The following is a 17,361-nucleotide window of genomic DNA, read 5'->3' as shown; positions in this document are numbered from 1 at the left end:
GTCTCGAACCTGCTGAGGCTCAGAGCACCTTCGAGAGGAACGACTGAGTGCGCTTGTGCTGGGGGTTGGCCAGCACCTCGGTCGGGTCGCCCTCCTCGACGATGACGCCGCCGTCCATGAAGACCAGCTTGTCGCCGACCTCGCGCGCGAAGCCCATCTCGTGGGTGACGACCATCATCGTCATGCCCTCGGAGGCCAGGCTCTTCATGACGTCGAGCACGTCGCCGACCAGCTCGGGGTCGAGGGCGGAGGTGGGCTCGTCGAACAGCATCATGTCGGGGTTCATCGACAGGGCCCGAGCGATCGCGACTCGTTGCTGCTGGCCACCGGAGAGGTGCGCTGGGTAGGCGCCCTCACGGTCGGCCAGGCCGACCTTCTCGAGGTTGGCCCGAGCGACCTCGACCGCTTCGTCCTTGCCGCGCTTCTTGACGCGCTGCTGGGCGATGCACAGGTTCTGCAGCACCGACATGTGCGGGAAGAGGTTGAACTGCTGGAAGACCATGCCGATGCGCGAGCGCACGTCGTCGAGATCGGTCTCGGGGTCGGTGATGTCGATGCCCTCGACGAAGATCTTGCCCGACGTGGGCTCCTCGAGCCGGTTGACGCAGCGCAGCAGCGTCGACTTGCCCGACCCCGACGGGCCGATGACGCAGACGACCTCGCTGCTGTCGACGTGGAAGTCGATGCCCTTGAGCACCTGGTTGTCGCCGAAGTACTTGTGCAGGTCCTTGATCTGGATCGCCGGCGTGCTCATCGGGCCCTCCGTTGACGTCTCTCGAGCCACGACACCAGCTGGGTCAACGGGATCGTGATGACCAGATAGAGGAGGGCAGCCTGGACCAGGCTGGTGGCCGTGCCTGCTGTCACTCCGCTGCTGAAGAAGTCGCGGGCAACCGTGGTGATCTCGCGCTGTCCTACCTGAATGCCGATCACGGACAGCAGCGCGGTGTCCTTGATCAGCAGCACGAACTCGTTGGTGAGCGGCGGGATGACGATCCTGAACGCCTGCGGGAGCGTCACCGACACCATGGTGGCGCCGGAGCTCATGCCCAGGGACCTGGCGGCCTCTTCCTGGCCCTTGGGGACGGCCTGGATCCCGGCCCGAAGGGTCTCGGCCATGTAGGCCGCCGCGACCATGATCAGTGCCAGCAGGCCGGCCCCGATGGTGCCGCCCGGAGGGGTCCACTGGAAGGCGATCGGGACGCCGAAGCCCATGAAGATAATCACGAGCAGTGCCGGCAGGCCGCGGAAGAACTCGATGTAGGCCGTCGCGATCCATCGGTAGGGACCAAGAGGCGAGAGCTTCATCAAGGCCAGCACCAGAGCAAGCACCAACCCGCAGGCGAACGCGATCGCCGTGTAGATGAGCGTGTTCTTGGCACCGACCGTGATCAGCGGCCGCCAAGCGTCCCACGAGCCGAATCCTGCCTTCGCAAAGAACTGCGCCTTGATGTTCTGCCAGTCGGCGGCGAACACCAGGGCAAGCAGCAGCCCCAGCAGGACGGCGTACAGGACGCCCTGAGTGAGGCGCCGCCGCGTCGAACGCTTCATCACTCCGACGTGGCGAAGTAGGTGTTGTAGATCTCGTCGTACGAGCCGTCGTCGCGCATAGTGGTGAGCTGCTCGTTGACGGAGTCGACGAGCTTGCTGCCCTTCTTCATCGCGAGGCCGTACTGCTCGTCGGTCTTGTAGGTCTCGACGACGGTGAAGCCGCCGCCCTTCTCGTGGTCGAGGTTGACCGGGAGGTCCTGCAGCAGGGCGTCGACCTGACCGGCCTTGATGGCCTGGAACATCTCCGCGTCGGAGGGGAACGTGACGATCTCGGCGTCAGGAGCGTTCTCCTCGGTGTAGGACTTGCCGGTGGTGCCCTGCTGGACGCCCACCTTCTTGCCGGCGAGGCCCGCGATGTCGGCGATGTCGGACCCCTCGGGCACCAGCAGCGACTGCTCGGAGTCGTAGTAGCCCTCGGAGAAGTCGAGCGCCTTCTTGCGGTCGTCGGTGATGGTCATCGCGCTCGCGGCCATGTCGCACTGGCCGGCGTTGAGGGCCTGGCCGCTCTGGAGGGCGTCGAAGGAGGAGTCCTGGACCGACAGCTCGAGGTCGAGGCCGTCAGCGATGGCCTGGACCACGTCGATGTCGAAGCCCTTGAAGCCCGAGTCGGAGGTGTCGTCGAAGTCCTCGAACGGGGGGTAGGGGACGTCGGAGCAGACAGTCAGCTTGCCGGAGGCGATGACGGGTACGCCGGAGGCGGATTTACCGGAGTCGTCGGAGCCGCAACCGGCGAGCGAGAGGGCAAGGAGGGAGGCGGTTACCGCCGTCAGAGTGCGCTTCATGGGGGCACCCTATATGTGCCAGATCACAGTCCGTGGAAGTCGGGTCGGCGTCTTTCGGAGAAAGCCGCCATGCCCTCCGCGGCGTCGTCGGTGCGCAGCAGGATCGCCTGGCCCGTGCGCTCACGTTCGAGGGCGTCCTCGAGGTGGGCCAGCGTGGCCGCGTTGATGGCCTTCTTGGTCGCTGCGAAGGCCAGGGGAGGGCCCGCGGCGAGGCGTTTGGCGATGTCGATGACGGCCTCCTCGAAGTCGGCATCGGGTACGACGTGGCTCACCAGCCCCGCGGCGTACGCGTCGTGTGCGGGCAGTGCTTCCCCCAGCAGGGCCATCCGCATGGCGCGGCTCCGGCCGGCGGCGGCAGCGACCGTCGCGGACGAGCCACCGTCGGGCATCAGGCCGATTCGGCTGAACGCCAGCACGAAGCTGGCCGACTCGGTGGTGACCGCGAGGTCGGCGGCGAAGGCGATGCTCGCACCCACTCCGGCGGCGACGCCGTTGACGGCCGCGACCACCGGCTTGTCGAGGTGGATGATGGCGCGGATGATGCGGTTGGCCCGGTCCAGTGCGGTGACGTCGAAGCGCTCGTGGGCGTCGACGCCACTGATGTCGGCGCCGGTGCAGAACGCCGCACCCGTGCCGGTCACCACGATGACCCGGATCTCTTCGTGGGCCTGGGCGTCCTCGAGCTCGACCGTGAGGTGGTCGGAGAGGCTGTCGTCGAGTGCGTTGCCCACGTCGGGTCGGTTCAGCACGAGCCACAGGACGCCGTCGTCGAGCAGGCGATCGAGGTCAGCCAAGGGTGACTCCCGCGTTCGCCATCTCGGCCAGCGCGGTCTCGGTGGTTTCGGGGGCCACGCCTGCGCACAGGTCGGACAGCAACCGGGCCGAGAACCCCGCGGCGACGGCGTCGAGCGCCGTGGCCCGGACACAGTGATCGGTGGCGATGCCGCACACGTCCACATCGGTGACGCCGCGCTCCCGTAGCCAGTCGGTCAGCGTCGTGCCGTCGGCCGTGCGCCCCTCGAACCCGCTGTACGCCGCGGCGTGCTCGCCCTTGAGGAAGACCGCGTCGAACGGTTGCGGGTCGAGGTTGGGGTGGAAGGCCACGCCCTCGGTGCCGACCCGGCAGTGCACCGGCCAGGAGTCCTTGAAGTCGGGGTTCGACGACCAGTGGTCGCCCGGGTCGATGTGGTGGTCCTTGGTGGCCACGACGTGGGCGTAGGGGGCGGCCTCTGGAGCCTGCTGCGTCCGCTCGTGGAGCATGGCCGCGATGTCGGCCGCGACGCGCGCGCCGCCCTGGACCGGCAGTGATCCGCCCTCGCAGAAGTCGTTCTGCACGTCGACGACGATCAGGGCACGCATGGGTCGAGGTTACCCAGAGTGGCGGGGCGGTCCGTCGGCGTAGGGTCGCCGCCATGCATCGCAGCCGCATCGGGGTCGTCCTGATCGACCACCCCGCTTCGTCGTACGACGCGGCGAGCGCCTTCTGGGCGTCGGCCTCGGGCTCGACCCTCGCACCGGAGGACGAGACCTATTCGTCGGTCACCGTGCTGCCCGGCGGAGTCAAGCTCGAGGCCCAGCGCCTGGGCGACGACACGACGGCCCGCATCCACCTCGATATCGAGACCGACGACGTACGCGCCGAGGTGGCCCGTGTCGTGGCGCTCGGCGCGACCGTTGTCGAGGACCGTGCGGGCTACGTCATCCTCACCGACCCCGGCGGGCTGGTCTTCTGCGTGGTCCCGGTGCAGACCGGCGCCGACTTCGAGGAGCACGCCGTCACCTGGACCTAGGAAATCGAGCTGACGCGTCACTCCTGGTGGATCGTCGGGATGACCGCCTCGCCCTTGCTCATCTGCTGGGCGGCCAGCGGCAGCTCCGCGCGCGCGGCGGCGTGCCGGTCGCGGGCGTCGTCGAGCGGCTCGCGGCCAACGACCTCACCATCGGCGATCAGCGGCACCAGCAGCGAGCGGTCGTCGCCGTCGTCGACGGGGGGAGTGCCGATGCCCACGACCTCGGCCTCCGCGACGCCGTGGCTGTTGCGCCGCCGGAGGGCGTACTTGCGGCCGCCGATCGAGAACTTGTCCTTGCTCTTCTTGGCCACCGACACCATCTCGCCGCGGTCGCCCTCGCGCGACACGAGCTTGTAGACGAACCCGCAGGTCGGGTGGCCGGAGCCGACGACCAGCTGGGTGCCGACGCCATACCCGTCGACGGGAGCCGCGGCCAGCGCCGCGATGGCGAACTCGTCGAGGTCGCTGGTCACGGTGATCCGGGTGCTCGTCGCGCCGAGGCTGTCGAGCTGCGCCCGCACCTGATGTGCAAGCACGCCGAGGTCGCCCGAGTCGATGCGTACGGCGCCCAGCTCGGGCCCGGCGATCTCCACACCGAGTCGCACGGCTTCGGCGATGTCGTAGGTGTCGACGAGCAGCGTCGTACCCCGGCCGAGGGACTCCACCTGGGCGGTGAAGGCGTCCTTCTCGGAGTCGTGCAGGAGTGTGAACGAGTGCGCCGACGTGCCCCGCGTCGGGACGCCGTACCGCTGGCGTGCGGCGAGGTTGGAGGTCGCCTCGAAGCCACAGATGTACGCCGCCCGCGCGGCCGCCACCGCCGCCTGCTCGTGGGTACGACGCGAGCCCATCTCGATGCACGGCCGTCCGCCGGCGGCCTGCGTCATGCGCGAGGCGGCGGAGGCGATCGCGGAGTCGTGGTTGTAGATGGAGAGGAACAGCGTCTCGAGGAGCACCGCCTCGGCGAACGTCGACTCGACCACGAGCAGCGGTGAGTAGGGAAGGTAGACCTCCCCCTCGGCGTACCCCCAGATGTCGCCAGTGAACTCGTAGTCGGCGAGCCAGGCCAGCGTCTGCTCGTCGACGACCCGGCCCTCGTCGAGGACACCGAGCACCTCGTCGTCGAAGCGGAAGCCCTCGAACGCGTCGAGGGCGCGGCCGACGCCGGCGACGACGCCGTACCGGCGACCCTCGGGGAGGCGGCGCGGGAACAGCTCGAACACGGAGCGGCGTTCGGCGGTGCCGGCGTGCAGTGCGGCCTGGAGCATGGTGAGCTCGTAGTGGTCGGTGAGCAGAGCCGTCGAGTGCGTCACGCGATCAGACTAGGGGTGTGCCACGATGACGGCGTGTCAGCCGCCAGCCCAGTCGAAGTCGATCCGACCCTGACGCCCGACGAGATCACCTTCCTCGCGAAGCCGTGGGTCACCATCGTGTGGAACGACCCGGTCAACCTGATGTCGTACGTCGCGTTCGTCTTCCAGAAGTACTTCGGATACAGCAAGACCAAGGCCGAGAAGCTGATGATGGAAGTCCACGAGGATGGGCGCTCGGTGGTCAGCACCGGCAGCCGCGAGGAGATGGAGCGCGACGTGCAGGCGATGCACGAGTACGGGCTGTGGGCGACGATGGAAAAGAGCTCATGAACGGGTTCGAGAGGCATCGCAAGAGCGGCGCGATCATCGCCAACCTGTCGGGCTTCGAGGCCGACCTGCTGCGGTCCCTGGCCGCCCAGATCGTCGAGCTGCTGCGCAACGAGGCGGCGGTGCCGGCCGAGACGCAGGACCCGTTCGAGGCGATGATGGACTTCTCCGGGCCGACCTCCGAGCCCGAGGACCCGGTGCTCAAGCGGCTCTTCCCGTCGGCGTACATCGATGACGAGGAGGCCTCCTCGGAGTTCCGGCGCTTCACCGAAGGCACCCTGCGCGACGGCAAGGCCAACGCCGCCATCGCGATCATCGACGCCCTCGAGGGGGCCGGCCTCCCGCCGCTGCTCGAGGAGGAGGGCCTGATGATCGACGTCGAGCTCGACGAGGACACCGCGCAGATGTGGATGCGCTCCTTCACCGACATCCGGCTGGCGATCGCGACGCGGCTCGACATCGAGGAGGGCGACGAGGAGTTCTGGTACGCCCTGCCCGAGGACGACCCGCGTGCCCAGGCCCACGACATCTACGAGTGGGTGGGCTGGCTGCAGGAGACGCTGGTGGAGGCACTGACCTCGTGAGCCCGATCCCGGAGTTCGTCGTGGAGCTGCGCGGTCTGGTGGGCGACATCGAGCTGTGGATGCCCGCCATCACTGCCGTCGTACGACGTGATGACGAGGTGCTGCTCGTGCAGCGCTCCGACAACGGCAGATGGACCCCGATCACCGGGATCCTCGACCCGGGCGAGGAGCCGGCCGCGGCAGCAGTCCGCGAAGCCCTCGAGGAGACCTGCGTGGAGATCCGCGTCGACCGGTTGGCGTCGATCTCGAGCAACCACCGGGTCACGCACGTCAACGGCGATCGCGCGGTCTACCTGGACCTCACCTTCGCGTGCACCTGGCTCTCGGGCGAGGCCCGCGTCGGCGACGACGAGTCGGTGGCCGTGCGGTGGTGCCCGGTGAGCGAGCTGCCCGAAATGCCGGCCTACCTGCGCCAGCGTTTCGACGACGTGCTGGCCGGTGAGGAACGCACCCGGTTCCGCCTCTAGCCGGAGTGCGTGGTGACGCCGTACTGCTCGCGCGTGGCCAGCGCCCACTTCGCTGCCGGCACCGACACCAGCGCCGTGACCACCATGATCGCGGCGAGCATCAGCCAGCCACGCTCGCCCTGCTCGACGCAGAAGAACGTGACGACCGGCGGCCCGACGACGGCCATCACCGAGAAGCCGAGGCCGGAGAAGCCCTGGTACTGGCCCTGGCGCTCGTGCGGCGCCAGCCCCATCTGGAGGCTCCACTGCCCGCCGGAGCCGATCATCTCGCCGACCACGTGCACGAGCGAGCCCACGACCAGGGCGGTGATCACGAACCACAGCGACCCGTGGTCGGCGAGTCCGACCACGACGAACCCGGCCGCGATGAACCAGCCCCCGGTCACCATCGACTTCGCCCCGGCCTGGACGGAGTCGGCGCCGCGCGAGAGGCGCACCTGGAAGAGCGCGACCATCACGGTGTTGAGGAGAAGGAGTACGGCGACCATCACCGTCGGCGCCTGCGTGCGCTCGGAGATGTAGAGCGCCAGGCCCAGCTCCATCACGAAGAAGTGCAGGTTGAAGACCCCGGTGATCGCGGTGATCACCACGAACGGGAAGTCCCGCAGCACGCCGAGCCGTGGCTCACCCGCTGCGCGCTGGTACGGCGGAAGGTGGGGGAGCCGTGTGCAGTTCCACGCGGCGAAGCCGGTGAACACGGCGTTGAGCACGAACACTGCGACGTACGTCCAGGTCTCGTCGATGACCAGCGCAGCACCGCCGAAGACCGAACCGAGCGCGATCGCCGTGTTGGTGACCGCGCGCAGGTAGGCCTTGAAGAGCACGCCGCGCCCGCCGGTCGCGAGCTGGGCGATCACGCCCTGGTTGACGGCTCCGGCCGAACGTTCGAAGAGCGCGAGGAGGGTGAGCAGAGCCGCCAGCATCCAGGGGCTCGTGGCCAGCACGGGCGGCGCACTGAACAGGGCGGCGCCGGCCATGAAGACGATGAGCACCTCGCGCGGGCCACGGGTGTCGCCGAGGTGGCCGGCCGGCACCTGCACGAAGATCCCGGCGAACGCCGCGACCGACAGCGCCAGGGCGACCTCGGTGGCGGTGAAGCCGACGTGCCGCGTGAAGTACAGCGCGCTGGTGGTCATCACCGCGCCCGCCCCGAAGCGGTTGGCGAACGAGCCGATCGCGAGCACCCGGAGGTCGCGGTCGTAGGGGATGCCCCACCGGGTCAGCGGTGTCGCGTCGTACGTCGTCATGTCGGCCTTCCACCCGTGTCTCTCGACATCAAGATGTATCCCAGGTCTCCGGGTGCCGGCAAATCGTTTTCGCTGTGTCGCCGCCTGCCCGCATGGGCAGGCTCCCGCGTGGAACACGAGATCGAGGCATTGCTGAGCCTCCAGACCGGGGTGGTCTCTCGGCGTCAGCTCAGCCACGCCGGAGCGGCTCCCCACGACATCAAGCGGATGCTTCGTCGCCGCGAGCTCGCCGTGATGCACCCGGGCGTCTTCGTGGACCACACGGGATCGCCGAGCTGGCAGCAACGCGCCTGGGCCGCCGTTCTGAGCGTGGCCCCGGCGGCCCTGTGCGGTACGTCGGCGATGCGAGCGGCCGAAGGGCCGGGGCATCGGGGCGAAGCGGACCTACCCATCCACGTGGGCGTCGAACGAGCTCGCCACGTCGTCGGGCCTCGTGGCGTCGTCGTACACCGCCTGCCGAGGCTCGCTGATCGGGTGCTGTGGAATGTCGGTCCACCGAGGCAGAGGTACGACGACGCCGCCCTGGACGTCGCGATCGGTGCCACCACCGACATGGCTGCCCTGGCTGTGCTCGCCGCGGCGTGTCAGCAGCGAAGAACGACCGCTCAACGCCTGCTCGACACCATGCAGGATCGACCGCGCCTACCTCGAAGCACATGGCTGACAGGTGTCCTGGATGACGTGGCCGCCGGCACCTGCTCGGTGCTCGAGAACGGCTACCTCACCCGTGTCGAGCGGCCAGTGGCGTGGTCTATCGCGACGCCGAGTATCCCCAAGCGCTGGTCGTCGAGCTGGACGGACGGTTGTTCCACGACACGGCGGAGCAGCGCGACAGTGACTTCGAGCGAGACCTGGATGCGGCGGTCGATGGGCGCGCGACCACCCGGATCTCCTGGGGGCAGGTGTTCGGCCGCCCGTGCTCGACCGCTGGCAAGGTCGCCAAATCTGCTTCAGCAGCGGGGCTGGCGTGGTCGGCCGATCCCTGCGGACCAGACTGCACTGTCGCGTAGACGACAACCACGACTCGGCTGTCGAGACGCGTCGAGGTGGGTCGGAGCGCCGACCTAGGCTGGCGCAGTGCTGACCATCGAGCAGGCGACGTACGACGCGATCGTCGCGCACGCCCGCCGCGACCACCCCGACGAGGCGTGCGGCATCGTCGCGGGCCCGGAGGGCAGTAACCGGGCGGAGCGGTTCGTGGAGATGGTGAACGCGGCAGGGAGCCCGACGTTCTACGAGTTCGACTCCACCGACCTGCTGAAGCTCTACCGCGAGATGGACGACCGGGACGAGGAACCTGTGGTCGTCTACCACTCCCACACGGCCACGGAGGCCTACCCGAGCCGCACCGACATCGGGCTCGCGGGCGAGCCGAACGCCCACTACGTGCTGGTCAGCACGCGCGCGCACGGGAATAACGACGGCCCTGTGGAGTTCAGGTCATACAGAATCATCGACGGCACGGTGACCGAGGAAGAGGTCGTCGTCGTCCCCGAGCTGGAAGCGAGCACCCCCTGATGGCCATCGAGGTCCGGATCCCCACCATCCTGCGCACCTACACCGGCGGCGAGAAGGCTGTGAACGCCGAGGGCGACACACTTGCCGGGCTGATCGACGACCTCGAGTCGTCCTATCCCGGCATCGCCGGCCGCCTCCTCGAGGACTCTGTCAACGGCGGGGACCTGCGCCGCTTCGTCAACGTCTACATCAACGACGAGGACGTCCGTTTCATCGGCGGCCTCGAGGCCGGCCTGAGCGACGGCGACCAGGTCGTCGTACTCCCGGCAGTCGCAGGCGGCTGCTGACCCACCCGGGGTCGTAGGCTCCCGACATGGAGCCGAGCCGATGAGGCGCACGTTCGTTATCGTCGATGGAGAGAACATCGACGCCACGCTCGGCAACTCGCTGCTCGGCCGTCGGCCGCTGCCCGAGGAGCGGCCGCGCTGGGAGCGCGTCACCGACTATGCCCAGAAGCTCTGGGACCAGCCCGTCACCGGGCTGTTCTTCCTCAACGCCTCCAGCGGCCAGCTGCCGTCCAACTTCGTCCAGGCCCTGCTGGCCATGGGCTACCGGCCCATCCCGCTGGCCGGCCGAAGTGACGAGAAGGTCGTCGACATCGGCATCCAGCGCACCCTCGATGCGCTGGTCGGCCACGAGGACGCCGACCTGCTGCTGTGCACGCACGACGCCGACTTCGTCGACCACGTCGAGCGGCTCATGGGTGCCGGTCGCAAGGTCGGGCTGGTGGCGCTGCGCGAGTACGCCAGCACCGCGTTCGACGCGATCGACCTGGAGCTCCACGACCTCGAGGACGACATCGGCGCCTTCAAGGTCCCGCTGCCGCGGGTGCGGATCATCGCGCTGGACGACTTCGACCCCGAGCGCTTCCTGCGGTAGCCGGAGACGCGTCAGCGGATCCGTTGATGGTGGTCGAGCGAGGCGACCGGCGTGTCGAGACCTGGTCCGCCGGCGCGGACACGGGCCGGACCGTGCCCGCATGGGTGTCATGCTGGACGAATGCGCTACGACGACCTGCTTCAGTCCGTCGGCAACACGCCTCTTGTCGGGCTGCCGCGCCTCTCGCCGACACCCGACGTTCGGCTCTGGGCCAAGCTCGAGGACCGCAACCCGACCGGCTCCATCAAGGACCGGCCGGCCATGAAGATGATCGAGATGGCCGAGAAGGACGGCGCGCTGCGCCCCGGCTGCACGATCCTCGAGCCGACCTCCGGCAACACCGGCATCTCGCTCGCCATGGCAGCGAAGCTCAAGGGCTACCGGCTCGTCTGCGTGATGCCCGAGAACACGTCGGAGGAGCGCCGCCAGCTGCTGCACATGTGGGGCGCCGAGATCGTCTCCTCGCCCGCGGCCGGCGGCTCCAACGAGGCCGTGCGGGTGGCCAAGAAGATCGCCGACGAGCACCCCGACTGGGTGATGCTCTATCAGTACGGCAATCCCGCCAACGCCCTCGCGCACGAGGAGGGCACGGCCCCCGAGCTGCTCGCCGACCTGCCCGAGATCACCCACTTCGTCGCCGGTCTCGGCACGACCGGGACCCTGATGGGGGTCTCGCGCTACTTCCGGCGCGAGAAGCCCGACGTACGCATCGTGGCCGCCGAACCCCGCTACGGCGAGCTGGTCTACGGCCTGCGCAACCTCGACGAGGGCTTCGTGCCCGAGCTGTACGACGCGTCGCTGATCGACGCGCGCTTCTCGGTCGGCCCGCGCGATGCCGTCCGCCGAGTGCGTGAGCTGCTGGAGCTCGAGGGCATCTTCGCCGGCATCTCGACCGGCGCGATCCTGCACGCCGCGCTCGGCCAGGCCGCGAAGGCGGTCAAGGCGGGGGAGCGGGCCGACATCGCGTTCGTCGTGTGCGACGGCGGCTGGAAGTACCTCTCCACCGGCGCCTACGAAGGCACCGTCGACCAAGCGGAGGACCGGCTCGAGGGCCAGCTCTGGGCCTAGGGTGACGGCGTGCGCCTTCGCCATGTCCATGCTCTCTTGACTGTTGTCCTGCTGGCGCCCGTGCCGGCGGTCGCCGCCCCGGTCCAGGAGCAGGCCGTCCCGCTCGTCAACACCGAGCCGCCGGTCGCTCGCGGGGTTGCCCGCTTCACGCACACGCTCCGCGCGCACCCCGGTCGCTGGACCCCGCAGCGCACCACGACGACGTACCAGTGGCTGCGTGACGGACAACCCATCAAGGCAGCGACCGACCGCCGTTACGACCTGGCCCCCGATGACGTGGGCACGCAGGTGCAGGTCGTCGTGTCGGCTGCGGCCGACGGCTACGAGCCCGCGGCCGCTGTGTCACGCCCGCGCAAGGTCAAGTACCGCGTCGACCGGCGTCGCGTCGCGACGTACAACGTGGAGACGCGCGGCCGGGTCGCCGCAAGCATGAAGGAGTTCCGCCGCCAGGTGCAGCAGACCTACGACGACCCGCGGGGCTGGCGCAACGGCGGCGTGCAGTTCCGCCGGGTGGCCAGGGGCGCCGACTTCACGCTGGTGCTGGCGGAGGCGTCGTGGCTGCCGCGGATGAGCGGTACGTGCAGCGCCATGTGGAGCTGCCGGGTGGGCCGCTTCGTGATCATCAACCAGGCACGCTGGCTCGGCGCGTCACCGGCCTGGAACTCCGCGGGCCGCTCGGTGCGCGACTACCGGCACCTGGTCGTCAACCACGAGACCGGCCACTGGCTCGGCCACGGCCACGCCGGCTGCCCCGGCCCCGGTCAGCTCGCGCCGGTGATGATGCAGCAGTCGAAGACGACCGGGGGCTGCCGGTTCAATCCGTGGCCGCGTCCGGGCGAGCTCTGAGGATCAGCGCGCGTAGACGCTGAGGTCCTGCGCCGCGTCGTGCTCGCTGCCCTCGACCGCGGGCAGGTCGAAGAGCGAGGTGACCAGGTTGGCGACGTCGCCGTTGCGGATCGGCTGGGTGTCGGAGTACGTCGGCCGGCTGCGGCGGGGGTTGAGGTAAGTCGGGTTGAGGTCGTAGAGGTCCACGCCGGCGGGGACATCGGCACCACGCACGATGAACGGGATGCGGTAGTTGGCGTACTTGGTGGCGATGTCGTGGTTGGCGCCCTTGCCGCCGTGGTCGGCGGTGACCATCAGCACCAGGCGCTTGCTGAGCGCGGGGTCGGCGTCGATGGCGGCGACCAGCTTGCCCAGTCGGCGGTCGGTCTGCTTGACGGCCTTGAGGTAGGGCGCCGACATGAAGCCGTGCGCGTGGCCAGCGGAGTCGGGCGCGGACAGGTGGAGGAAGCGGTAAGAGCGCGGGGTGGCCAGGTCGGCGATCAGGTGGCGCACCAGCAGGCCGTTGCCGAGGGTGATGTCGACCTTGTCGATGTCGGTCGGCCAGGACCGCTGCCACAGCGAGAACTTGGTCTTGCTGGCGAAGAGCGCCGAGCCGAGCCCGTTGTCCTCGAGCACCGAGAAGACCGACGAGACGGGGTGGCCCGCGGCCTCGTCGACGGTGTTCGGCTTCAGCCGGTCGTCGTTCCAGGTGACGCCGTGGCCGCCGCTGCTCGCAGCGATGCGACGTCCGGTGACCATGCCCGTGTGGTTGGGCAGGGTCACCGTCATCTCGTACTCGGTGCGCGCGTTCAGCGTCGACGCACCTTCGTCGATGAGCCGGTGCAAGGTGGGAGTGCCTTCGCGGCCGAGGACCTTGAGCGCCTTCGGGTTGAACCCGTCGAGCGAGATCGTGAGCACCGAGGCCGGCGGGGACGCGTGCGCCGAGGCCGACGTCAGCGCGACCTTCGGCTCGCGATCGGCGCCGTTGGCGCACGCAGCTCCCGCCACGAGGGCGAAGGTGGCCACGACGGTGGCAAGGACGAGTGGGCGACGGCGCCGAGCTGAGGTCACCCCGGAAGGGTAGACGCAGACCGTAGCCGGATCCCGCATCAGCGTGACCTGTGTCGCGATGCCCCGCCACCGGGCCTCGGGTGCCCCCAGGGCATGTCTCCTTACTCCATGGCCTGCTGCGCGCCGCCCTGCGGGTGCCTCGCTGCGTTGTCGTCGGTCGTCGATGCTGGCGCATCGCCTCCCTCCTCCGCCTTGCGATGCACTCCGCAGGACGACGCTCGCGACGGCCGAGAGCAAGAAGACATGCCCTAGCCTGTGCCTCGTGCCAGCAGTGACCGCAGACGCGCCGATCGGCATCTTCGACTCCGGCTTCGGTGGACTCACCGTGGCCAGGTCGGTCATCGACCAGCTGCCGCACGAGTCGATCGTCTACCTAGGCGACACCGCCCGGCAGCCCTACGGTGCGAAGCCGATCGGCGAGGTCCGCGAGTACGCCCTCGAGTGCCTCGACCACCTCGTCGAGCAGGGCGTCAAGGCGCTGGTCATCGCGTGCAACTCCGCCAGCGCCGCGATGCTGCGCGACGCCCGAGAGAGGTACGACGTGCCCGTGGTCGAGGTGATCCTCCCGGCCACCCGGCGCGCGGTCGCCGCCAGCCGCACCGGCCACATCGGCGTCATCTGCACCCGCGCCACCGCCGAGTCCCTGGCGTACGACGACGCGTTCGCCGCCGCCCCGCACGTGACCCTGACGACCCGCGCCTGCCCGCGCTTCGTCGACTTCGTCGAGGCCGGCGTCACCAGTGGCGACGAGCTGATGGCGGCCGCCCACGACTACCTCGACCCGCTGGTCGCCGACGGCGTCGACACCCTGATCCTGGGCTGCACCCACTACCCGCTGCTGACCGGCGTCATCTCCTACGTCATGGGCGACGGGGTCACGTTGGTCAGCTCCGCCGAGGAGTGCGCGAAGGACGTCTACCAGCTGCTCGTGCGCCATGACCTGATGAGCGGCCCCGGCGAGCCGTCGTACACGTTCCTGACGACGGGGAGCCCCGACGAGTTCGAGACGATCGGGCGCCGCTTCCTCGGGCCCGAGCTGCACGCCGCCCACCAGTACGCCGGGGGCCGCGCATGAAGCTCACCGTCGTCGGCTGCTCCGGCTCCTACCCCGGCCCCGAATCGCCGGCCAGCTGCTACCTGCTCGAGAGCGAGCACGAGGGCCGCACCTGGCGGGTCGTCATGGACCTCGGCAACGGCGCGCTCGGCGCCCTCCACCGGTACGCCGACCCGCTGGCCATCGACGCCGTGCTGCTGAGCCATCTGCATGCCGACCACTGCCTGGACCTCTGCGGCTACCACGTGCTCCGCAAGTACCACCCGCGTGGCCCGCAGCCGCGGATCCCGGTGTGGGGCCCCGACGGCACGGCCGACCGGATGGCGCGCGCCTACGACCTGCCGCTCGACCCCGGCATGACGGAGGAGTTCGACTTCCGGGTCTGGAACGGCTCGGTGACCATCGGGCCGTTCTCCGTCGAGCCGATCCAGGTCGACCACCCCGTGCCGGCGTACGGACTGCGCATCAGTGACGGTGGCGGCGTGCTTGCCTACAGCGGCGACACCGGCCCGTGTGCCGGGCTCGACGAGGTGGCGCGCGGGGCCGACCTGTTCCTTGCGGAGGCGTCCTTCCAGGAGGGCGACGATAACCCGCCCTCGCTGCATCTCACCGGCGCCGAGTGCGCCGACACCGCCACGCGTTCTGGCGCGAAGCAGCTGGTGCTCACCCATGTCCCACCCTGGCACGATGCGCGAGTGGTGCTCGACGAGGCGACGGCGGCGTACGCCGGCCCGATCGAGCTGGCCGTCCCCGGAGCGGTCTACGACCTCTCTGCCGCGCGCGGCTGACCGATAACCGGTTGAGCCGGCGCCCCTCGGCTGCTTGGCTGCCGATGTGGCGCCTTCCGTGCCACCACGAGTCGAGAGGTAACCCCGATGCGAGCAGCTCCGATGTCCAGGCCGCACACCTTCTGGGACATGGAGCAGCATGCACGTACTCAACCTGGGGATCCTGGCGCACGTCGACGCCGGTAAGACCACCCTGACCGAACGACTCCTGTACGTCGCGGGAGTCGTCGACGAACCCGGCAGTGTCGACGCCGGGAGCACCCGCACCGACTCGCTCGAGCTCGAGCGGCGCCGGGGCATCACCATCCGCTCGGCCGTCGTGTCGTTCGAGGTCGACGGCGTCACCGTCAACCTCATCGACACCCCGGGGCACCCCGACTTCATCGCCGAGGTCGAGCGGGTCCTCGGTGTGCTCGACGGCGTCGTACTCGTCATCTCCGCGGTCGAGGGCGTGCAGGCCCAGACCCGGGTGCTGATGCGCGCCCTGCAACAGCTGGGCATCCCGACGGTGCTGTTCGCCAACAAGATCGACCGGCGCGGGGCGCGGCACGACGACCTGGTGGCCGAGATCCGGCAGCGGCTCACGCCCGCGGTCGTCGACCTCGACGGCGCGAGCAGCACCGAGCTCCTCGATGTGCTGACCCAGCACGACGACGACCTGCTGGCCGACTACGTCGCCGGGAAGCCCATCGATGACGGGCGCCTCGCGACAGCCCTGGCCGAGCAGACGCACCGCGCACGCGTGCACCCGCTGCTGTTCGGCTCCGCCATCACCGGCGCCGGCGTGGAGGCGTTACTCGGTCAGCTGACCACCCTGCTGCCCGTGACCCGCGAGCGACCCGACGGGCCGGTCCGGGGAACCGTCTTCAAGATCGAGCGCGGCCCCACCGGCGAGAAGCTGGCCTGGGTGCGGATGGTCGAGGGCACCCTGCACACCCGTGACCGGCTGCCGTTCGGCGACGGGGAAGAGGATCGGGTCACCGGCATCGATCTGGCCGAGCACGGCGCCACACACGGCGTCGATGCCCTGGTCGGTGGCCGGATCGGCCGGCTGCGGGGGCTGGCGCACGCGCGCATCGGCGACCCGGTGGGAGAGGACAGCCAAGACGAGGCGCCGAGCTTCCCGCCGCCCGTGCTCGAGACCGTGGTGACGCCGTTGGTCGAGGCCGACGGTGGGGCGCTGCACGCGGCTCTGGTGCAGGTCACCGACCAGGACCCGATGCTCGGGCTGCGCCGCCACGAGCTCACCGGCGAGCTGTCGGTTGCGCTCTACGGTGAGGTGCAGAAGGAGGTGCTCGAGACCACTCTCGCCGAGGAGTACGGCGTCCTGGTCGGCTTTGCGCCGACCACACCGGTCTGCATCGAGCGGGTCGTCGGCACCGGCGAGCACGCGGAGCGCATCGACGACGACCACAACCCGTTCCTGGCCGGCGTCGGCCTGCGCGTCGGGCCGGCCCCGGACGGGTCCGGGGTCGCCTTCCGGCTGGGCGTCGAGCGCGGCTCGATGCCATCCGCCTTCTTCAGCGCGATCGAGGACGGCGTGCGTGGCCTGCTCACCGAGGGCATCCATGGCTGGCCGGTGACCGACTGCGTCGTGACGCTGACCTCGTCGCAGTACTACCCGCGGCAGAGCCACGCCCACGGCACGTTCGACAAGAGCATGTGCAGCACCTCCGCCGACTTCCGGGCGATGGCGCCGCTGATGCTGATGACCGCCCTGCTCCGGGCCGGCACCGTCGTCCACGAGCCGGTGCACGCCTTCCGGGCAGAAGTGCCGGTCGACACCCTCGGCGCGGTGCTCGCAGCGGTGGCCAGGCTGCGTGGCGTACCGGATGCGTCGTCCGTGCGCGGCGACGTGGCGCACGTCGAGGGCGAGGTGCCCGCGGTCGCCGTGCACGAGCTGCAGCAGCAGCTGCCCGGGCTGACCCGCGGTGAGGGAATGCTCGAGTCATCCTTCAGCCACCACCGGGCCGTGGCCAGCGGGCCGGTCCCCGAGCGGGCCCGTCGTGACGACGACCCACGGCACCGGCGGACGTACCTGCTCGCGGTGTGCCCGCAGGTTGGCCGGGCACCCGAGTGAGGCGCGCCCCGGCACTCGTC

General features: G+C 69.7%; 22 protein-coding genes. 13 read left to right on the top strand and 9 right to left on the bottom strand.

All coding sequences use genetic code 11. The features are described 5' to 3' along the window. Window positions 1-19: 19 nt before the first annotated feature. From H4Q84_RS06955 to H4Q84_RS06935, 5 genes are read right to left on the bottom strand one after another with little or no spacing between them, the layout of a single operon-like run. On the bottom strand, window positions 20-754 hold the full coding sequence (locus tag H4Q84_RS06955; RefSeq protein ID WP_248582670.1) for an amino acid ABC transporter ATP-binding protein: 735 nt from the start codon (window positions 752-754) through the stop codon (window positions 20-22). Beyond that, the gene (locus tag H4Q84_RS06950; protein WP_248582669.1) at window positions 751-1,551 is read right to left on the bottom strand and encodes an amino acid ABC transporter permease; all 801 of its coding nucleotides are present in this window, start codon (window positions 1,549-1,551) and stop codon (window positions 751-753) included. The genes H4Q84_RS06955 and H4Q84_RS06950 overlap by 4 nt, the downstream gene beginning before the upstream one ends. Then, complete coding sequence (locus tag H4Q84_RS06945; RefSeq protein WP_248582668.1) at window positions 1,551-2,333, bottom strand: ABC transporter substrate-binding protein; 783 nt, start codon at window positions 2,331-2,333, stop codon at window positions 1,551-1,553. The genes H4Q84_RS06950 and H4Q84_RS06945 overlap by 1 nt, the downstream gene beginning before the upstream one ends. A gap of 23 nt (window positions 2,334-2,356) precedes the next feature. Next, on the bottom strand, window positions 2,357-3,127 hold the full coding sequence (locus H4Q84_RS06940) for an enoyl-CoA hydratase-related protein (RefSeq protein ID WP_248582667.1): 771 nt from the start codon (window positions 3,125-3,127) through the stop codon (window positions 2,357-2,359). Then, complete coding sequence (locus H4Q84_RS06935; protein ID WP_248582666.1) at window positions 3,120-3,692, bottom strand: nicotinamidase; 573 nt, start codon at window positions 3,690-3,692, stop codon at window positions 3,120-3,122. The genes H4Q84_RS06940 and H4Q84_RS06935 overlap by 8 nt, the downstream gene beginning before the upstream one ends. Before the next feature lie 53 nt (window positions 3,693-3,745). On the opposite strand from H4Q84_RS06935, the gene H4Q84_RS06930 reads away from it, so the two are divergent. Beyond that, window positions 3,746-4,123 carry a VOC family protein gene (locus tag H4Q84_RS06930; protein ID WP_248582665.1) on the top strand — a complete coding sequence of 126 codons (378 nt, stop codon included), beginning with the start codon at window positions 3,746-3,748 and terminating at the stop codon, window positions 4,121-4,123. Between the two features lie 17 nt (window positions 4,124-4,140). Here H4Q84_RS06930 and H4Q84_RS06925 read toward each other — a convergent pair whose 3' ends face one another. Next, complete coding sequence (locus H4Q84_RS06925; protein ID WP_282580321.1) at window positions 4,141-5,433, bottom strand: nicotinate phosphoribosyltransferase; 1,293 nt, start codon at window positions 5,431-5,433, stop codon at window positions 4,141-4,143. 33 nt (window positions 5,434-5,466) lie between these two features. Here H4Q84_RS06925 and clpS point away from each other — a divergent pair, with 33 nt between their 5' ends. The 3 genes from clpS to H4Q84_RS06910 are packed head-to-tail and all read left to right on the top strand — an operon-like array spanning window position 5,467 to window position 6,811. Continuing rightward, on the top strand, window positions 5,467-5,763 hold the full coding sequence (clpS, locus tag H4Q84_RS06920) for an ATP-dependent Clp protease adapter ClpS (protein ID WP_248582664.1): 297 nt from the start codon (window positions 5,467-5,469) through the stop codon (window positions 5,761-5,763). Beyond that, window positions 5,760-6,344, top strand: coding sequence for a DUF2017 domain-containing protein (locus tag H4Q84_RS06915; RefSeq protein ID WP_248582663.1), 585 nt, complete (start codon window positions 5,760-5,762; stop codon window positions 6,342-6,344). Before clpS ends, H4Q84_RS06915 begins: the two co-directional genes overlap by 4 nt. Continuing rightward, a complete protein-coding gene (locus tag H4Q84_RS06910; RefSeq protein ID WP_248582662.1) occupies window positions 6,341-6,811 on the top strand; it encodes an NUDIX domain-containing protein in 471 nt (156 codons plus the stop codon). The genes H4Q84_RS06915 and H4Q84_RS06910 overlap by 4 nt, the downstream gene beginning before the upstream one ends. Here the strand turns inward: H4Q84_RS06910 and H4Q84_RS06905 are convergent. Then, window positions 6,808-8,058, bottom strand: a complete 1,251-nt coding sequence (locus H4Q84_RS06905; RefSeq protein ID WP_248582661.1) for an MFS transporter — start codon at window positions 8,056-8,058, stop codon at window positions 6,808-6,810. The two genes, H4Q84_RS06910 and H4Q84_RS06905, sit on opposite strands and share 4 nt — an antisense overlap. Before the next feature lie 384 nt (window positions 8,059-8,442). Next, window positions 8,443-8,667, bottom strand: a complete 225-nt coding sequence (locus H4Q84_RS06900) for a hypothetical protein (protein WP_248582660.1) — start codon at window positions 8,665-8,667, stop codon at window positions 8,443-8,445. A 137-nt stretch (window positions 8,668-8,804) separates the two neighbouring features. Between H4Q84_RS06900 and H4Q84_RS06895 the strand changes: the two genes are divergently transcribed. The 6 genes from H4Q84_RS06895 to H4Q84_RS06870 all read left to right on the top strand — a co-directional run bounded on the left by H4Q84_RS06895 (window position 8,805) and on the right by H4Q84_RS06870 (window position 12,369). Beyond that, entirely contained in the window at window positions 8,805-9,068 is a 264-nt protein-coding gene (locus H4Q84_RS06895) for a hypothetical protein (RefSeq protein WP_248582659.1), read from the top strand. Window positions 9,069-9,135: 67 nt separating this feature from the next. Continuing rightward, window positions 9,136-9,576: a M67 family metallopeptidase gene (locus H4Q84_RS06890; protein WP_248582658.1), complete on the top strand. Its 441-nt coding sequence runs from the start codon at window positions 9,136-9,138 to the stop codon at window positions 9,574-9,576. Beyond that, a complete protein-coding gene (locus H4Q84_RS06885; RefSeq protein ID WP_248582657.1) occupies window positions 9,576-9,863 on the top strand; it encodes a MoaD/ThiS family protein in 288 nt (95 codons plus the stop codon). The genes H4Q84_RS06890 and H4Q84_RS06885 overlap by 1 nt, the downstream gene beginning before the upstream one ends. Before the next feature lie 40 nt (window positions 9,864-9,903). Next, on the top strand, window positions 9,904-10,455 hold the full coding sequence (locus H4Q84_RS06880; RefSeq protein ID WP_248582656.1) for an NYN domain-containing protein: 552 nt from the start codon (window positions 9,904-9,906) through the stop codon (window positions 10,453-10,455). A gap of 120 nt (window positions 10,456-10,575) precedes the next feature. Further along, window positions 10,576-11,523 (top strand): cysteine synthase, encoded by a 948-nt coding sequence (locus tag H4Q84_RS06875; protein ID WP_248582655.1) that lies wholly within the window; start codon window positions 10,576-10,578, stop codon window positions 11,521-11,523. A gap of 9 nt (window positions 11,524-11,532) precedes the next feature. Then, window positions 11,533-12,369 carry a DUF3152 domain-containing protein gene (locus H4Q84_RS06870; RefSeq protein WP_248582654.1) on the top strand — a complete coding sequence of 279 codons (837 nt, stop codon included), beginning with the start codon at window positions 11,533-11,535 and terminating at the stop codon, window positions 12,367-12,369. A gap of 3 nt (window positions 12,370-12,372) precedes the next feature. Here the strand turns inward: H4Q84_RS06870 and H4Q84_RS06865 are convergent, their stop codons facing one another. After that, window positions 12,373-13,419, bottom strand: a complete 1,047-nt coding sequence (locus tag H4Q84_RS06865) for an alkaline phosphatase family protein (RefSeq protein WP_248582653.1) — start codon at window positions 13,417-13,419, stop codon at window positions 12,373-12,375. A 262-nt stretch (window positions 13,420-13,681) separates the two neighbouring features. Between H4Q84_RS06865 and murI the strand changes: the two genes are divergently transcribed. The 3 genes from murI to H4Q84_RS06850 all read left to right on the top strand — a co-directional run bounded on the left by murI (window position 13,682) and on the right by H4Q84_RS06850 (window position 17,341). Beyond that, entirely contained in the window at window positions 13,682-14,494 is an 813-nt protein-coding gene (murI, locus tag H4Q84_RS06860) for a glutamate racemase (RefSeq protein ID WP_248582652.1), read from the top strand. Further along, on the top strand, window positions 14,491-15,261 hold the full coding sequence (locus tag H4Q84_RS06855; RefSeq protein ID WP_248582651.1) for an MBL fold metallo-hydrolase: 771 nt from the start codon (window positions 14,491-14,493) through the stop codon (window positions 15,259-15,261). Before murI ends, H4Q84_RS06855 begins: the two co-directional genes overlap by 4 nt. Window positions 15,262-15,400: 139 nt before the next feature. Next, entirely contained in the window at window positions 15,401-17,341 is a 1,941-nt protein-coding gene (locus tag H4Q84_RS06850; protein WP_248582650.1) for a TetM/TetW/TetO/TetS family tetracycline resistance ribosomal protection protein, read from the top strand. Window positions 17,342-17,361: the final 20 nt, after the last annotated feature.

It is taken from the genome of Nocardioides sp. InS609-2 (genome assembly GCF_023208195.1).
Taxonomy (GTDB): domain Bacteria; phylum Actinomycetota; class Actinomycetes; order Propionibacteriales; family Nocardioidaceae; genus Nocardioides.
Note: the sequence above shows the minus strand (reverse complement) of the source record. Positions and strands in the feature narration are given on the sequence as shown.